15 protein-coding genes are annotated in these 15,020 nt (G+C 42.7%); 7 read left to right on the top strand and 8 right to left on the bottom strand.

Annotated features, from left to right (window positions below; translation table 11 throughout):
- On the top strand, nt 1-294 hold a 294-nt coding region (rmuC, locus tag KKA81_14575; GenBank protein ID MBU2652150.1), incomplete at its 5' end, for a DNA recombination protein RmuC.
- Nucleotides 295-305: 11 nt separating this feature from the next.
- On the opposite strand, the gene KKA81_14580 is transcribed toward rmuC, so the two are convergent.
- Nucleotides 306-1,733, bottom strand: coding sequence for a pyridoxal-dependent decarboxylase (locus tag KKA81_14580; protein ID MBU2652151.1), 1,428 nt, complete (start codon nt 1,731-1,733; stop codon nt 306-308).
- A 138-nt stretch (nt 1,734-1,871) separates the two neighbouring features.
- Here KKA81_14580 and tnpA point away from each other — a divergent pair, with 138 nt between their 5' ends.
- Complete coding sequence (tnpA, locus tag KKA81_14585; GenBank protein MBU2652152.1) at nt 1,872-2,336, top strand: IS200/IS605 family transposase; 465 nt, start codon at nt 1,872-1,874, stop codon at nt 2,334-2,336.
- Between the two features lie 474 nt (nt 2,337-2,810).
- Here the strand turns inward: tnpA and KKA81_14590 are convergent, their stop codons facing one another.
- From KKA81_14590 to KKA81_14610, 5 genes are all read right to left on the bottom strand, one after another.
- A complete protein-coding gene (locus KKA81_14590; GenBank protein ID MBU2652153.1) occupies nt 2,811-4,883 on the bottom strand; it encodes a histidine kinase in 2,073 nt (690 codons plus the stop codon).
- A 192-nt stretch (nt 4,884-5,075) separates the two neighbouring features.
- Nucleotides 5,076-5,318, bottom strand: coding sequence for a hypothetical protein (locus KKA81_14595; protein ID MBU2652154.1), 243 nt, complete (start codon nt 5,316-5,318; stop codon nt 5,076-5,078).
- 285 nt (nt 5,319-5,603) lie between these two features.
- Entirely contained in the window at nt 5,604-7,439 is a 1,836-nt protein-coding gene (locus tag KKA81_14600; GenBank protein ID MBU2652155.1) for a metallophosphoesterase, read from the bottom strand.
- A 12-nt stretch (nt 7,440-7,451) separates the two neighbouring features.
- A complete protein-coding gene (locus KKA81_14605; GenBank protein ID MBU2652156.1) occupies nt 7,452-7,928 on the bottom strand; it encodes a T9SS type A sorting domain-containing protein in 477 nt (158 codons plus the stop codon).
- Between the two features lie 117 nt (nt 7,929-8,045).
- The gene (locus KKA81_14610) at nt 8,046-9,209 is read right to left on the bottom strand and encodes an MFS transporter (GenBank protein ID MBU2652157.1); all 1,164 of its coding nucleotides are present in this window, start codon (nt 9,207-9,209) and stop codon (nt 8,046-8,048) included.
- A gap of 54 nt (nt 9,210-9,263) precedes the next feature.
- On the opposite strand from KKA81_14610, the gene dtd reads away from it, so the two are divergent.
- The 4 genes from dtd (at nt 9,264) to KKA81_14630 (ending at nt 12,686) form a co-directional block, all read left to right on the top strand.
- The gene (gene dtd / locus KKA81_14615; GenBank protein ID MBU2652158.1) at nt 9,264-9,716 is read left to right on the top strand and encodes a D-tyrosyl-tRNA(Tyr) deacylase; all 453 of its coding nucleotides are present in this window, start codon (nt 9,264-9,266) and stop codon (nt 9,714-9,716) included.
- 126 nt (nt 9,717-9,842) lie between these two features.
- The gene (locus tag KKA81_14620) at nt 9,843-10,562 is read left to right on the top strand and encodes a pyridoxine 5'-phosphate synthase (GenBank protein MBU2652159.1); all 720 of its coding nucleotides are present in this window, start codon (nt 9,843-9,845) and stop codon (nt 10,560-10,562) included.
- Nucleotides 10,563-10,682: 120 nt separating this feature from the next.
- Complete coding sequence (locus tag KKA81_14625; GenBank protein ID MBU2652160.1) at nt 10,683-11,456, top strand: alpha/beta fold hydrolase; 774 nt, start codon at nt 10,683-10,685, stop codon at nt 11,454-11,456.
- Nucleotides 11,457-11,459: 3 nt separating this feature from the next.
- Nucleotides 11,460-12,686 carry an S-adenosylmethionine:tRNA ribosyltransferase-isomerase gene (locus KKA81_14630; protein MBU2652161.1) on the top strand — a complete coding sequence of 409 codons (1,227 nt, stop codon included), beginning with the start codon at nt 11,460-11,462 and terminating at the stop codon, nt 12,684-12,686.
- Here KKA81_14630 and KKA81_14635 read toward each other — a convergent pair.
- Nucleotides 12,653-13,657, bottom strand: a complete 1,005-nt coding sequence (locus KKA81_14635) for a hypothetical protein (protein ID MBU2652162.1) — start codon at nt 13,655-13,657, stop codon at nt 12,653-12,655. The two genes, KKA81_14630 and KKA81_14635, sit on opposite strands and share 34 nt — an antisense overlap.
- A gap of 162 nt (nt 13,658-13,819) precedes the next feature.
- Here KKA81_14635 and tatC point away from each other — a divergent pair, with 162 nt between their 5' ends.
- A complete protein-coding gene (gene tatC / locus KKA81_14640) occupies nt 13,820-14,665 on the top strand; it encodes a twin-arginine translocase subunit TatC (protein ID MBU2652163.1) in 846 nt (281 codons plus the stop codon).
- 73 nt (nt 14,666-14,738) lie between these two features.
- Here tatC and KKA81_14645 read toward each other — a convergent pair whose 3' ends face one another.
- Nucleotides 14,739-14,969 carry a YidC/Oxa1 family membrane protein insertase gene (locus KKA81_14645; GenBank protein ID MBU2652164.1) on the bottom strand — a complete coding sequence of 77 codons (231 nt, stop codon included), beginning with the start codon at nt 14,967-14,969 and terminating at the stop codon, nt 14,739-14,741.
- Nucleotides 14,970-15,020 lie beyond the last annotated feature (51 nt).

Raw genomic sequence — 15,020 nt, forward strand, 5'->3', positions numbered from 1 at the left:
ACGCTGGCCGCCATCCTGAACAGCCTGCAAATGGGCTTCCGTACACTGGCCATTCAAAAACGCAGCAGCGAAGTCTGGAGAATACTCGGTGCTGTGAAAAAGGAATTTGAAAACTTTGGCGGTATGCTGGATAAAGCACAGAATAATATTCAAACCGGATTGAACCAACTCGATGATGTGATGGGAAAAAGAACCCGGGCCATTCAGCGGAAACTGAGGGGAGTAGAAGCATTAAGCGATGAAGAAGCTAAAATGATGCTTCCTGAAATTGAAAGCGACGAGGAGGAAAAATAGGTTACTGAAAATTAGGCTATCATTGCTTCTATTTCTGCCAGTAAATCGCTGAGGTCTTCCGGTTTCGTGAAAGGATTCATCAGCGATACCCGGAGAAACACCTTACCGTCAATCCGTGTCTGAACGATGTAAAAGCGTCCGGATTCTTTCAGATTTTTGCGGATATCTTCGTTCAAAGCATTTAAGGCTACCGGATCAGAATCCTCGGAAATAAAGCGAAAACAGACTATATTCGAGTCCGGCATCACAGCAAGTTCAAAACCGGGCCGGGAAAGGATCATCTCAGCAAACTCCTTTGCCAATCCATAGGTATGCTCAATGTATGCCTCAAACAAGTCAGCTCCGAATGTTTTGATTAAAAGATAGACTTTTACTGCCATCGGCTTCTTGGTACATTCAAGGGTTCTGCCTGCACCGTCCCACCAGTTAATATTCCCTTTTTTGCCGAGGAGGTACTGAGCTTTCTGGGCAAAAGCTTCATAGGATGTATTTCCGTTGCGGAACAGGACAGCCGTTGTCAGAGCCGGAGTAAGCATCATCTTATGAAAGTCTATCACAATGGAATTTGCCTTTTCCAAACCTGCAAGCAAATGTCTGTATTTCTCACTGAACAAGGCCGGGCCGCCGTGAGCAGCATCTACATGGAACCAGATATGATTATCCCGGCAGAAATCACCCAAAGCGTCAAGGTCATCATATTTCCCTGTCGAGGTAGAACAAGCATTTCCGATCAAGGCAAAGATTTGTATTCCTTTGCTTCGGCAATCTTCCAGGATACCGGGCAACAAGGAGGTCTTTATACGATATTGCTCATCAACCGGCACTTTCACCAGACCTTTCTCTCCCATTCCCATGATCTTGACTGCTCTTTCCACGCTATAATGAGCTTCTGTGGAAACCAAAACCGCCATCTGGTCATGAATACCATCTTCCCATGAATCCCTGCCGGCAAATGCCTGCCGGGCCGTAAGCAAAGCCGTTAGATTGCCGATGGAGCCCCCCGAAGTCATCAATCCGTTAGCGTGCTGATCCCATCCAATGATGCCGTTCAGCCAGTCAATGATTACCTTTTCCATGGCAGTGGCAGCAGGCCCCATTTCATAAATAGCCATACCGTTATTGGTGAAAGCTTCCAGCATGGCTGTGAGCGCAGCCAATGGAACAGGAGGTACAACCTGGTGCCCGGCATAACGGGGATGATGAATATGAATAGACTTTTCCAGGAAATCGCTATAGAAGCCGGCTAAATCAGGAGATTTATCCGAATAAAAAAAATCTTTCCAGTACTTTTCCTGATCAGCCGGATCTTTCCATGGAAGTACCGGAAAAGCAGGATTGTTCTGACAATCATGCATGTAATCGGCAAGCAGATCGACTAACTTATGACCATTGTCGCGAAATAGATCAGGATCGTAGGCTTTGAGCAGGTTATTATCCATCCGGGTATAGTTTGATCCGGTAAATTTAGAAATCAAAGTGATAATTAAAGGGATAAGAAATTATTTTTTGAAACATAGGGGATATTGATGAAATTCAGGAACTAATAATAAAGGGTTATAATTTACATTGGGTAATATATGGCAGATACATATTCACAAATTTATATACATATTGTTATTGTAGTCAAATACAGGGAAGCACTGATAAAAGAATCCTGGGAGGAGGAGCTATATAAGTATATTACAGGGATTGTACAGAAAAAGGATCAAAAAATGTTGGCTATTAATGGTGTTTCGGATCATTTGCATATTTTCATCGGTATGAAACCTGGTTGTTGTATATCGGATTTGGTGAGGGAGATAAAGAAGTCATCTAATACTTTTATAAATGAGAGGAAGCTGACAGTGGGTAATTTTGGGTGGCAGGAAGGGTTTGGGGCATTTTCGTATAGCAGGTCGGAAATTTCGAGGGTGATAGGATATATACATAATCAGAAGGTGCATCATCAAAGAAAGGGATTTGAGGAGGAGTTTAAGGGGTTCTTAAAGGGATTTGAAGTGGATTACAAAGAAGGTTATCTTTTTGATTGGTTGGACAGATAAGGTAATGTGCTAATCAATGTATACATGCGACCCCGCCGGGGTCGAGGGTAGATCGGGGTTGGCGGGGTTATAGATATGCGACCCCGCCGGGGTCGAGGGTAGATGGGGGTTGGCGGGGTTACAGATATGCGACCCCGCCGGGGTCGAGGGTAGATGGGGGTTGGCGGGGTTACAGACATGCGACCCCGCCGGGGTCGAGGGTAGATGGGGGTAGGCGGGGTTACAGACATGCGACCCCGCCGGGGTCGAGGGTAGATGGGGGTTGGCGGGGTTACAGATATGCGACCCCGCCGGGGTCGCGGGTAGATGGGGGTTGGCGGGGTTATAGATATGCGACCCCGCCGGGGGCGAGGGTAGATGGGGGTTGGCGGGGTTACAGACATGCGACCCCGCTGGGGTCGCGAGTGCCGGAAAGGATGAAAAGTCTTCGAAGAACAGTCAAAATATATCCTGAAGAATAGAAGTCTAATTTCTCTAATACTTTAATGGAACGATTATCTTGACTTTAGTTCCGGGATTGATGTTTCCCGGGGATAAGTCTTCTATCCAATAGCGGATCCGGACTTTTTCCAGATCTGAGTATATTCGTATAATCTCATCCAGAATCCTGAGTCCTTTCCCTGTGGATAAACTGGGCAGGGATGCAGCCTTTTCCCGTCCTATCCCGTTATCAGTGATTCGCAGGATGATTTGTTTGCCGGCTTGCTTTATTTTAATCCGTATCATCCCGCCATCATCTTCCATTGGCCGGATGCCATGTTTAACGGCGTTTTCAACAAAAGTAAACAACATAGTCTTGGGTATTCTGTATTCCCGGTCGGTCTGTTCATCAACAACTACCTCATAATCAAACTTTCCGTCCATCCTGAATCTTTCAAGAAAGAGGTAATTACTCACCTGCTCCAGTTCCTCAGAGAGTGTTACGGCAATGTTATCGCTATTCATCAGGGAATATCTGAGGATTTTGGAATATTTTCCCAGCAGGGTTTGCATCCTTTCCTTGTCGTTCCGGTTAATCAGCGCACCAATTGAATTCAGGATATTCAGGGTAAAGTGAGGACTGATCTGTTTTTGGATTGACAATACCTGCAGCTCCGACATTCTTCGTTTACGGTTGTATTCCTGAATAAGCCTCTGACGCTGTATTCTGCCTATCAGGTAAATTATTGCTACAAAACCGAGGTATATCAGGATGAATGTGAGGAATTTCAAAAAATATAAGGGATTCTTATAATATCTCAGCGTATATAATTGTCCATCGGTATAAATGGAAAATAAGGGTTCATCCGAGCCGGTTTCATACTTACTGTAATAGAACCTGTCTTCGATGTCAATTCCTTTCAAGGAAGCTTTTATTCTGAATCGATCATCATAAACAATGATCTCTTTACGATCAAACGGACTGATAACAAACTCATCGTGCCCATCACAATCTAAATCCTCGCGAAGGAAACTAGCAATTTTCATCCTCTCCAATTCCCCTACAATAATGAACTGCAGAGAAGAGTCAACCATATAAATTCGACCTGAATTTTCGATGCAAATAGGATTAGGATAATCATCAAAGCGCACAAATTGATAATCAGTAGTGTAGTCCTGTTTTTCCAGGAATCGCTTTTTCAATATCCTTCCCGTTTGATCCATGAGAAAAACCTTCGAAGTATCTTCCTGCCATCCTCTATGAATATGCATCCCGATAAAATGCCGTGGAATTCTGCCAAGTGGCTGAAAGAGCAACATAGAAGGATGCATCCCAAGTGAAACAGGCTTAATAAACCAATTCAGATTGTGATCCAAAACCATAACCCAGCATGAAAAATCATCCGGAAATGTTTCAGATTTACAGTTACCATAAGCCTGATTAAGGGTTATTATAATCTCCTTGAGATGATCGCCATTCAAATCAGCAATAATATAATCATCAAGACCGGCGCAACTTTCAGGGGATCTGATGAGAAGTTCTTTCGCAAAATCATAAACAAAAATATTTCTGGGGAAAATACCGTATCCTGAAGCGATCATGCACACAAAATCTTTAACTCCATCCCCATTAATATCCTCAAAATGAGGATTTATTACTCCGGAAGTAGTGACTTCATTGTAAGTATTGCATTTTGAAATCCCTATGCTTTCAATTTTGTAATCCGAATCAAATCCATGAACACAATGTAAAACTATGCTGTCGTTAATAAAAGACAATGCATAAATTTCTTTAATTCCATCATTATCCCGATCACAAAAAGTAAAACGATCATTTCCTTTTAAATTGCCATCAATCCTGATGTGGTTAATTATTTTACCCTGCCTGGAAATCAGGATAGTAAAAAACTCCTCATAACCGGAATCAAACTTTACCTGTTCACTAATACCATCAAAATCAAGATCATCGTATACAATGATATCACTTTCAGAATTCGTTTGCAAATGAACCAAATCGAGCCTGTATGCAGGAAACAACCCGGTTATAAAATATAATATCGCCAGGAAAAAGAAAAGCCCCAGGACGAAAGGATTGCTTAATATCCGGTAAAAACGCATGCGTTTCATAACGCTAAATTAAGCAATTATGAAAATTCAGGTTAGCATGGAATATGAAAAATCAAAGATTTGTTGGACATCATTCCGGGGCAAAAAAAAAGAGTCTCCCTCGAGACTCCTTTTTTCCATAGTTATAAGTGGATCCGCAGTAGGATCGACTCGTGCATCAAACTGTAAAAGAACGTATTTAGAAAGAGATGCTTACAATAGGGGTAAATAAACAATGATAAAAAAGACCAGTAACCTTGCGGTTTTCCTCATAAATGTGCTTTCTTCCGCTTCCTGGGTGTAAACATTTACGGTTTTCCGCGTCCATCCCGACTTCTCCAGGTAATTCAGTCCGGCTGCACCGAACATTACCGATCCGTAATTGAACACCAATCCTCCGTTCTGGGGCATGACCACGCGCAACGGCTTCTGGCCATGCTGTTCTGACCTTTTCATCATTCAGTAATTTTAGCGTAATAGTATCTTTAGCGAATCGAGTGCAAATTACTAAAATGCAGAGGGGACATCAATTAGCAGATGCTTGAAATGACTACGTGTAAACCGAAGGGGTTAGTGCGTGTTTTGGGAAGGGAGGTGAATTGAGTGATGAGTGATGAGTTATGAGTGATGAGGGCCAGGTAAATAAAAAAGCAATTAATACCTGTTATCGTTAAAGGTAATAATTGCTTTTTTACTGTTGTGGAGTTTATTTACATAACTCCGGAGAATGCGGTAGTACTTTTAATTAGTGCTTCCTGTGTTCAGATCGATGGTTACGGTGTTATCGGCCGGTGGCAGATCCATGAAGATTGCCATGATAGCCTGTCCAAGCATGATCTGCATGGGATCGCCGGAATTGAGGAGAACATCGATAATAGCCTGTGACTGGGGTGTGGGGGCGGATTCATCTCCGCCATAGTGTTGCGCAAAAGCTTCTCCCATAACCGGTGACAGCATGGTGGCAAGTTCTTCAGGAAGTGAATAAGGTGGTGCCATCAGCATGTATTTTGCAATCAAAGTAATACCGGATACCATATATTCATGGGCATACTTTTGAAAAGGAATATTACCCGGTATGGGATAGTTAATCGTTTCTATTTTCCGGGAAATTATTTCCATCATATTGTTATCAGTCAGATGAATAACACGCAACGGGCATGGAGAAGTAACAGTAGAACCTGTTTCGATGTCGAAAATAAAATCATTCTCAACAGTCTTCTTTACGATATCCTGCGCGTGATAATGGCCTGTAAAAACCACTTTCAAGCCATTCTGAGCCAACAGGGTGGATACATTTTCATAATCCATAACAACATATTCCCAGAAAAGGGTAGCTTGTCCCATATAATGCTCCATTAATCCATGATGCATCATTCCCAATACCATTTTGCCGTTCGCTTCAGCTTCCTGGAGTCGTTCTTCAACCCAGGCAAGGGTTTCAGGTTTAAACCGTCCATGGGTTGTAGGGTAATAGAAGTTCGTATCATAATCGCAAACATCCATAGAAAGTATCCAAAGATCTTCCATTGGTTCAGCTACATAGCTAAGAGAATTAGGATCGGAGTAAATTGCTTCATTAAAGCCAAAATTGCCGTAAATAGTTTCAAATTCCTGAGGAGTTACGCTTGGAACATGATATACCGTATCATAATCATAACTGAAGGAGTGGGGGTTGTTCACATCATGGTTACCCGGGCAAACGAAAACCTGAATGCCTGCTGCCTCAAGCTGTTGGAGAAATGATGCTACACCTTCATGGCTAAGCTTTTCACCATCCTTTGTTAAATCACCTGGAAGGATAACAATATCGGGCATTTCTGCCAAAATAGAATTAACTGAAGCTTCCATAATGGCATGGCTTTCAGCAATCAGCTTACGATCATGAGCCAGGTAAGTTTGGAAAGCCGGTCCATCGCTGATCAGAAGTGAAGGTTCAAAATAATGCGGGTCGGAAATGACCATAATTTTTGCACGGATCTTCGTAGTAGTGAGGTTTCCATTGGTATCAACACCCATTTTCCAACGATTACCCTGGGAATCGGTCATAATGAGCATGGAACTCAGATCAACCGTATGGGTTCCGGCAGCATCATTCAGGATAAGGTTAGTTCCGCTTAGTTCTGCACCCTGAATCAATTCATTGGTGGGATCAGCATCTGCATCATTAACATTTGCTACGTTTCCGGCATTGAGAGCGTAAGGTACGGAAAGGAGCTGCGATGATCCCATAACCTGATAATTGGAACCACCCGTTGCATCAATGGCAACTTCGATAAAATAATCATGAGCAAACCAATCAATCAGAGAAAAATCACCCAATGTAACCGTTCCATGACCCACTTCGAGGCTAATCAAACCATGTGCATTGGTCTGCGCCGTGTGAGTTTCTTTATAAACTGCAGTTCCGTTGGCGGTTTCAGCCAGGATGCCCAACTCAATTCCTACCTGTTGATTGACCAGGACATTCCCGGAAGCATCACGGGCAACAGCCTGATATTTGAATGCATGCGGTACCTGAGTCATTCCAGGAAAGGAAAGAATAAGCGCTGTGATAACTAACAAGTAAAATCTTTTCATGTTTATGTTGTTTTAATATTTATAAATCTTCAATGTTGTTGTTTCATGACCATTACTGAGCCTGAGCAGGTATAAACCGGATGACAAATGACTGACATTAAATGACTTAGACTGCCTGTCCATGTGGTCATGATAAACTTCCTGAGAATGAGTGTTCAGGATGCTGACCGATGCATTTCCCACCTCCTGATCACAGCTTATGAAAAGATAGTCTGTAACAGGATTGGGATAAGCAATAAAAGATCCGGTAAGCTCCGTACCTTCCTCAACAGAAAACGGAGTGGAGAAATCCTGCTGAAATCCTTGATTTAAAGTAATTTCATTGGATGTAAAAGTTTCCGTCACCGGCTCTCCAAGAGTCCATGACAGGGATATTTCCTCCCCGGAATAGAAGTCACCGGAAGAAGCAATCACCCAAGGACTTATGCTCTGGGAAAACAAATTGGCGCCGGATAGAACAATGGCAAAGAAGCAAACTAATTTTTTCATGGGAAGATTTATTAGGGTTCCCACAAAAGTACCTTTGTGAAATTGCGTGGAAATTAAATGATCGTTAAGGCATTGTTAAGTTTTAGGATAAAAACGGGGGGGGAATTGTCCGTTACCCTACTTTTTGCGGATGAACAATAGCACGATTATGATCATCAGGGCAGCAATGCCGCCTCCTGTATAAAACGCCCAGGCATGGCCCCAGGCGACATAAACAACACCTATTATTAATGGACCGATGGTTTGACCAAACCTTAACACCATTCCATTGAAAGATAAAAATATACCCCTGTATTCGAGCGGGGCTTTATTCGCCATCAATGTTTGCAATGCAGGAATATTGATGCCCTGGGCAATGCCAAATAAGATGACCGGAAAAAGTAATTCCCATTCCGATCTTACAAAAGGAATCAGGATCAATGAAACGGCATAAAGAAAGTAAGCAACGATAAAAATTACAATATGGGAGAATTTATCAAATAATTTTCCAACAAAAGCCGAGGCTATTGCGGTAGCAAAGGAGGAGGAAGATAATATCAGCCCGATAAAATATGCCTCCGTATGAAAACGGTCTCCAAGCATAACAGGAATATAGGTCAAATAAGTCCCGTATAGAATGATAAAAGTCAACACCAAAAGGAGAAACAACCCGATCACTTCTTTTTGCACCAGATAACCTGCAGTGTTTTTCAGGTAAAGTAAAAACTTCTGGTTTTTCTGTGGTTCAGGATTATTCAGGCAACACGACACCCATATGCCAACAGGTATTGCCAGGATGGGCAGAAAAAACGGATAATACCAGGCCCCTATTGCCATAACGCCTCCAATAGCAGGATAGAGAGCAGTCCCAATACTAAGGGCACTTGCATTATATCCCATGGCAACGGCCCTATCCCTTCCGGAAAACAAATCCCCAACCAGGGTTACATTCAATGCACCCAGTGAAGCAGCTCCCATACCCTGAATAAATCTCATCACCAGCAACCATTCATAGGTTTTCATGAAACCACAAGCTGCACCGGAAATTCCGAACAGAAAGAGAGAAGGAATAATCACCGCCTTTCTGCCCAGTCTGTCTGCCAAAACACCAAGAAAAGGGGTAAGAACAACTCCCGGAAGAGTAAAATACATCATCAAATAGCCAACCTGCTGAGGATTGAGATTAAATACTTCCTGGACCTTAGGCAAAACAGGGGATAAAGAGGCCACTCCAAGAATGGCCATCAATGTGATACTGAATACAATGTGAAGATTGCGGTTACGGATAATAGTGTTTGTCATGAGAAGTAAAAATAATAAGAATAGTTTAGCTATTTTTGATCATAAAAAAATAATATGCGTGCAGTAATCCAAAGAGTTGCCAGGGCCTCGGTCAGCATTGAAGGGAATATTTGCGGAAAAATTGAAAAAGGTATATTGATCCTCCTGGGAATTGAAGAAGCAGATGAATCCACAGATATTGAATGGCTTAGCGGGAAAATATCCCGACTCAGAATTTTTGATGACGAAAGTGGGGTAATGAACCTCTCCATCACGGAAGCATGCGGCGACATAATGATTGTCAGTCAGTTTACCTTACATGCCAGTACTAAAAAAGGTAACCGCCCTTCCTACATCAAGGCTGCACGCCCGGAAAAAGCAATTCCCTTGTATGAAATGTTCATACGTCAGATGCATCTTGACACAAACAGACAGCCTCAAACCGGTGAATTCGGGGCCATGATGAAAGTGGAACTGGTTAATGATGGACCCGTTACCATAATCATTGATAGCAGGAACAGGGAATGAAGACCATGGGAAGATGCAGGTGATGGGCGATGTTGCAGGTTGCAGGTTGCAGGTTACAAGTTGCAACCTGCAACCTGTAGCCTGCAACCCACTTTTCTTTTTTCCTACCTTTGCAAAAAATGATTCATGACACGGCTTAGCGTTAACATCAACAAGATCGCCACCCTTCGCAATGCACGCGGAGGGAATGTCCCCGACCTTCTTAAGGCGGCCAGGGACATTGAGCGTTTCGGTGCCCAGGGTATTACCGTACACCCACGCCCCGATGAAAGACATATACGGTACAATGATGTAAGGCTGCTAAAACCCCTGGTTAAAACAGAATTCAATATCGAGGGTAACCCTACAAACGATTTTATCCGCCTTGTCATGGAAGTAATTCCCCACCAAGTGACCCTGGTACCCGACGATCCCGGACAATTAACTTCCGATCATGGATGGGATACCTTGAAACATAAAAGCTTTCTTCAGGAAGTCATCAAGGAATTTCATAGTAAAGGTATCCGCGTCTCCATTTTTGTCGACCCTGACCCACAAATGATCCGGCATGCAAAGGAGACCGGAACCGACAGAGTCGAACTCTATACCGAAAGCTATGCCTCCGGATATCACCATGACCGCGATAAAGCCATCTCCCCTTTTGTTGAAGCTGCAAAAGTTGCAGTGGAAACAGGGATAGGCCTTAATGCAGGCCACGACCTCGACCTGGAAAACCTGCGGTTTTTTGCCCAAAACATTCCTGGATTGCTCGAAGTCTCCATCGGACATGCTCTGATAAGTGACGCTCTGTATTTCGGTCTGGAAAATGCGGTTCAGCTTTATCTCAAGGAACTGAATTATGAATAGGGTATGAGAAAAGAAAATGACATGCTGCAGGTTACAAGTTGCAGGCTACAGGCTGCAACCTGTAACTTGAAACCTGGGGTATGCAACCCTCATTTATCATCCTATTGATTATTTTAAAATATGAATCTTTTTTTCAGGAAATACGGACAGGGAAAACCGCTGATCATACTCCACGGTATCTTTGGCATTTCTGACAACTGGGTGACATTCGGTAAACGAATTGCCGGAAAAGGCTTTGAGGTTTTCATTCCCGATCAGCGTAACCATGGTAAATCCATGCATCATCATACTTTCAATTATTATGCTTTGGTCGACGACCTCCATGAATTCATTGAAGAACATGGCATACAGGATCCTATTCTGATGGGGCATTCCATGGGAGGAAAAGTAGTTATGCGTTATGCGCTTGAGAATCCTGAATTGGTGAGTAAAGTCGTGATCGTGGATGTTAGCCTGCGCACATATGTGACCCAGAACTACCATCGCAGCCTGATCAGAGCCATGCAATCGGCTGATCTTGAAAATGCGGGCACCAGGAAGGAAGTCGAGGATCAATTAGCACCTCAGATCAAGTCCGAAAGGATCCTGCAGTTCATCATAAAAAACCTTTACTGGAGAGAAAGAAACAAACTTGACTGGAGATTAAACCTAAAAGCTTTGGACGAAAACCTGGAATCGATGTACGATGGTGTTTTCTATTCAACGCGCTATACAGGTCCGGCACTGTTTATCAGAGGAGGCAAATCGGATTATATTATTGATGATGACATCAAAGCCATTGAGGAAAAATTTCCCAACGCAACCATACAAACCATACCGGAAGGTACTCATTGGGTCCACGCCGATGATCCTGAAGAATTTTTTGCGATAGTTGCCGGATTTCTGGAAAGTTAAAATATGTTTGATCCTAAGCAGATAACACCGGAAACATATAATTACCACCTTCCTGAAGACAGGATTGCAAAATATCCCTTGCACGAAAGAGACGGATCAAAACTACTGGTATACCAGGATGGGCAGGTCAGCCATACTTTTTTCCGCAGCATTGATACTTTTCTGCCTTCGGATTCGCTGGTTGTATTGAACGAAACCCGTGTTGTACATGCCCGGTTGTTATTTCATAAGGAAACCGGAGCGAAAATAGAGATTTTCTGTCTTGAGCCCATACATCCTGCTGAGGACATGCAACAAGCGTTTTCAGCTTCATCTCCTGTCATCTGGAAGTGTCTGGTTGGCAATGCAAAAAAGTGGAAATCAGGATTACTGAAATTATCCTACCCTGCAAACAGGAAGGAACTGAATCTTTTTGCCAGGAAGATGCAATCAATGGGGGAGGCTTATCATATTGAATTTTCCTGGGATAATCAGGAACTGACATTCAGCGAAGTACTTCAGCGTGCAGGGATGGTCCCCCTCCCACCCTACCTGAACCGTGAAGCAGAAGACCAGGATGACAGTCGTTATCAGACGGTTTTTGCGAAAAATGAAGGATCAGTGGCAGCACCAACCGCAGGTCTTCATATAACGAATGAGGTCATCAAAAAGCTTGAAGCCCGAAACATCACATTCTCAAAGGTTACCCTTCATGTAAGTGCGGGAACTTTCAAGCCGGTAAGTGCATCCAGCATTGCGGAACATGAAATGCATTCGGAAAAGATACAGGCAGAAAAGCATTTCCTGGAAACCATGGTAAAACATGGCAACAAACCGGTAATTGCCGTTGGAACCACTACTCTCAGAACCATAGAAAGCCTTTACTGGCTCGGCTTCAGGTATCTGCGCGAAGGGAAAATTGATAATTTTCACATCGACCAGTGGGAGCCCTACCAACACAAACCTAAACTGCTTCCTTCCCGAATAGAAGCATATTCAGGATTATTACAATACATGAATAAGGAAAAAACGGAACAAATCTCAGCCAGTACTCAACTTATTATTGTTCCAGGATACAGGGTGCAGGTAGCGGATATTCTGATCACCAATTTTCACATGCCCAAAAGTACGTTGCTGATGCTGGTTGCGGCTTTTATCGGTAATGAATGGAAAGATGCATATGAGTATGCATTAAATAACGATTTCAGATTTTTAAGCTATGGGGACGGGTGCCTGTTTTTCAGAAAATAGCCAATTGCTTTTAGGATATTCAGAGGTCTTTCCATATCACAGACCAATTGTTCACGGGAATACTCTTTCGGGTTAAAAACGCCTCCGGTGCCTTGTTCCAGTCGTTCCAGCTGATCCATGCAAACAAAGCAACGGCTGATGGCCAGGATGAATTTTCTGCGAAAAAGAAACAGATTTTCAGCCTTAAAGCCGGCTTCATCACAGGCATTCATTGCATCCTGAAGTTTATTAATAAAAATCTTTCTTAACCTACTGATTTTCCCGGAAGCGGTCACTGGGGTACGGATGCCCTGCGGGCTGTCTTTCCAAACGTCAAAAATATCGTTTCCCAGTTGCATCAGACTACCAAGGCGGAACAGTGCATTTTCCTCCGGCACGGTGGCAGGAATTGTGAATGCACTCCGGTAAAACAGCAAAGAATAACCTCCTTTATCGTAGGTTATTTCCAGGATGTCATCATAGGAAATTCCGGGATCGGTCTGAAGCAAGCTTTTCTGTTGAGCCAGAAACACTTTATGAAAATAATGATTGAAATACTCGGGTAAGTCAAGGTTTTGGTAAACATTTTTCAGGAATTCAATAAAGAGTTTTTCAAGTGCAGTTTTAGGTATCCAGGAGTCAGGATGATTCATCATATCCAGGATCTGCTCATCGCTGAGTCCGGTTTTATCAAAGAAATCGTCATAAAGTCCCGTCAAGGCACCCTGGAAGGTACTGCATAAACGTTCCCTTTCCGTCATGGGCCGTCCCCTCAGGGTGCAAATGGCCTCCCCAACAATGGCAGGCACTCCAAATCCATAATAATTCAGGATTTTTTTGAAGTCTTCCTCATCAAGGGATCCATCATTATCACGACGATACCTGTTAATAACAGGTACAACATGAGCATGCAGAAATTTTCGTTGCCGTTTGACATCCTGAAGTAGATATCTGTATGTGTAAATGGCAGGTATTATTCTTGTAAATCCCATTAAAAATTCACTGTATATTATTCCTCAAGCAAAAGGTGATTTCAGTGATCAAGCCAAAACAAATTTATACTTAAAAATCAATATATTCATAAAGTCTGAAGGTTTTCTCCGGTATTTTCATTTGTAAAAACCCTATTTTTGCAATACCTGAAACGAGTCGATATGCCGGAGGTGATAAGCAACAAGAAGAAAAATAAACCGGATCCTGAAAAGGAAATGTCATTCTGGGAGCACCTGGAAGAATTGCGCTGGCATATAGTCCGCTCAGTAGCGGTAATCCTGACCCTTGCCATAGTTGCCTTTATTTTCAGGAACATCATATTTGATGAGATCATCCTTGCCCCAAAAGATTCAGGATTCATTACCAATCGCTTGCTATGCCGATTATCTGAAATTCTGAACGTACAGGCGCTTTGTCTGGGAAACCTCGATCTGGAAATCATCAACATCAAAATGTCGGGGCAATTCATGACACACATGTACGTGAGCATCGTTGCAGGACTTGTACTTGGCTTTCCCTATGTGATGGGTGAGGTTTGGGCATTCATCAAACCCGCTCTGAAACCCAGGGAAAGAAAACACTCCGGTGGGGCAGTTTTGGTTTGCTCCTTTTTATTCCTTCTGGGGGTATTATTCAGTTATTTTCTGATTGTCCCTCTTACCCTGAATTTTTTAGGGACATACCAGGTAAGTGAATCAGTAGCCAATCAGATAGCCCTCAATTCCTACATCAGTACGGTTGTATCTGTCACTTTTGCTGTTGGGATTGTTTTTGAGTTACCCATTCTGGTATTCTTCCTGACAAAAGCAGGGATTGTAACACCAGGATTCCTGAAAAAGAACAGGAAATATACTCTTGTTATTCTCCTGGTCATTTCAGCCATTATTACACCACCGGATATATTCAGTCAGGTCATGGTTTGTATACCCCTGATGCTGTTATATGAAATTAGCATAGTAATCTCAAAAAGAGCATACAAGCATCGTGAAAACGAATTGGCGGGTTAAAGGATAATTCATAAATTATAACGAAATACCGTAAGAGGGTAAGTCGGGTAGAACAGGAAAAGGTTTAAGTAGCTTATTTGTTCTCTTTTTCCTTTTCAGCTTTTTTGATATTGCAGCAGTTGTTGTATGCACATATTGCAAAGAGGATCACAGCTACGGCCATAATAAGCCCGGCAATGATAAAATAGCCTTTTGATGACAGTCCGGCACAACAACCAAAGAAACCTGCAAGGATGAGAAGTATATAACTGATAAAACCAAAAAATCCGAACAGGATTGCAATATTTACGAGCATGGGTCTCATAGCACAGATATTTTTATTTCAATCCAAATATACGAAATCCTATATATTTTT

The sequence above is a fragment of the Bacteroidota bacterium genome (genome assembly GCA_018831055.1).
In the GTDB taxonomy this organism is placed as follows: domain Bacteria; phylum Bacteroidota; class Bacteroidia; order Bacteroidales; family B18-G4; genus M55B132.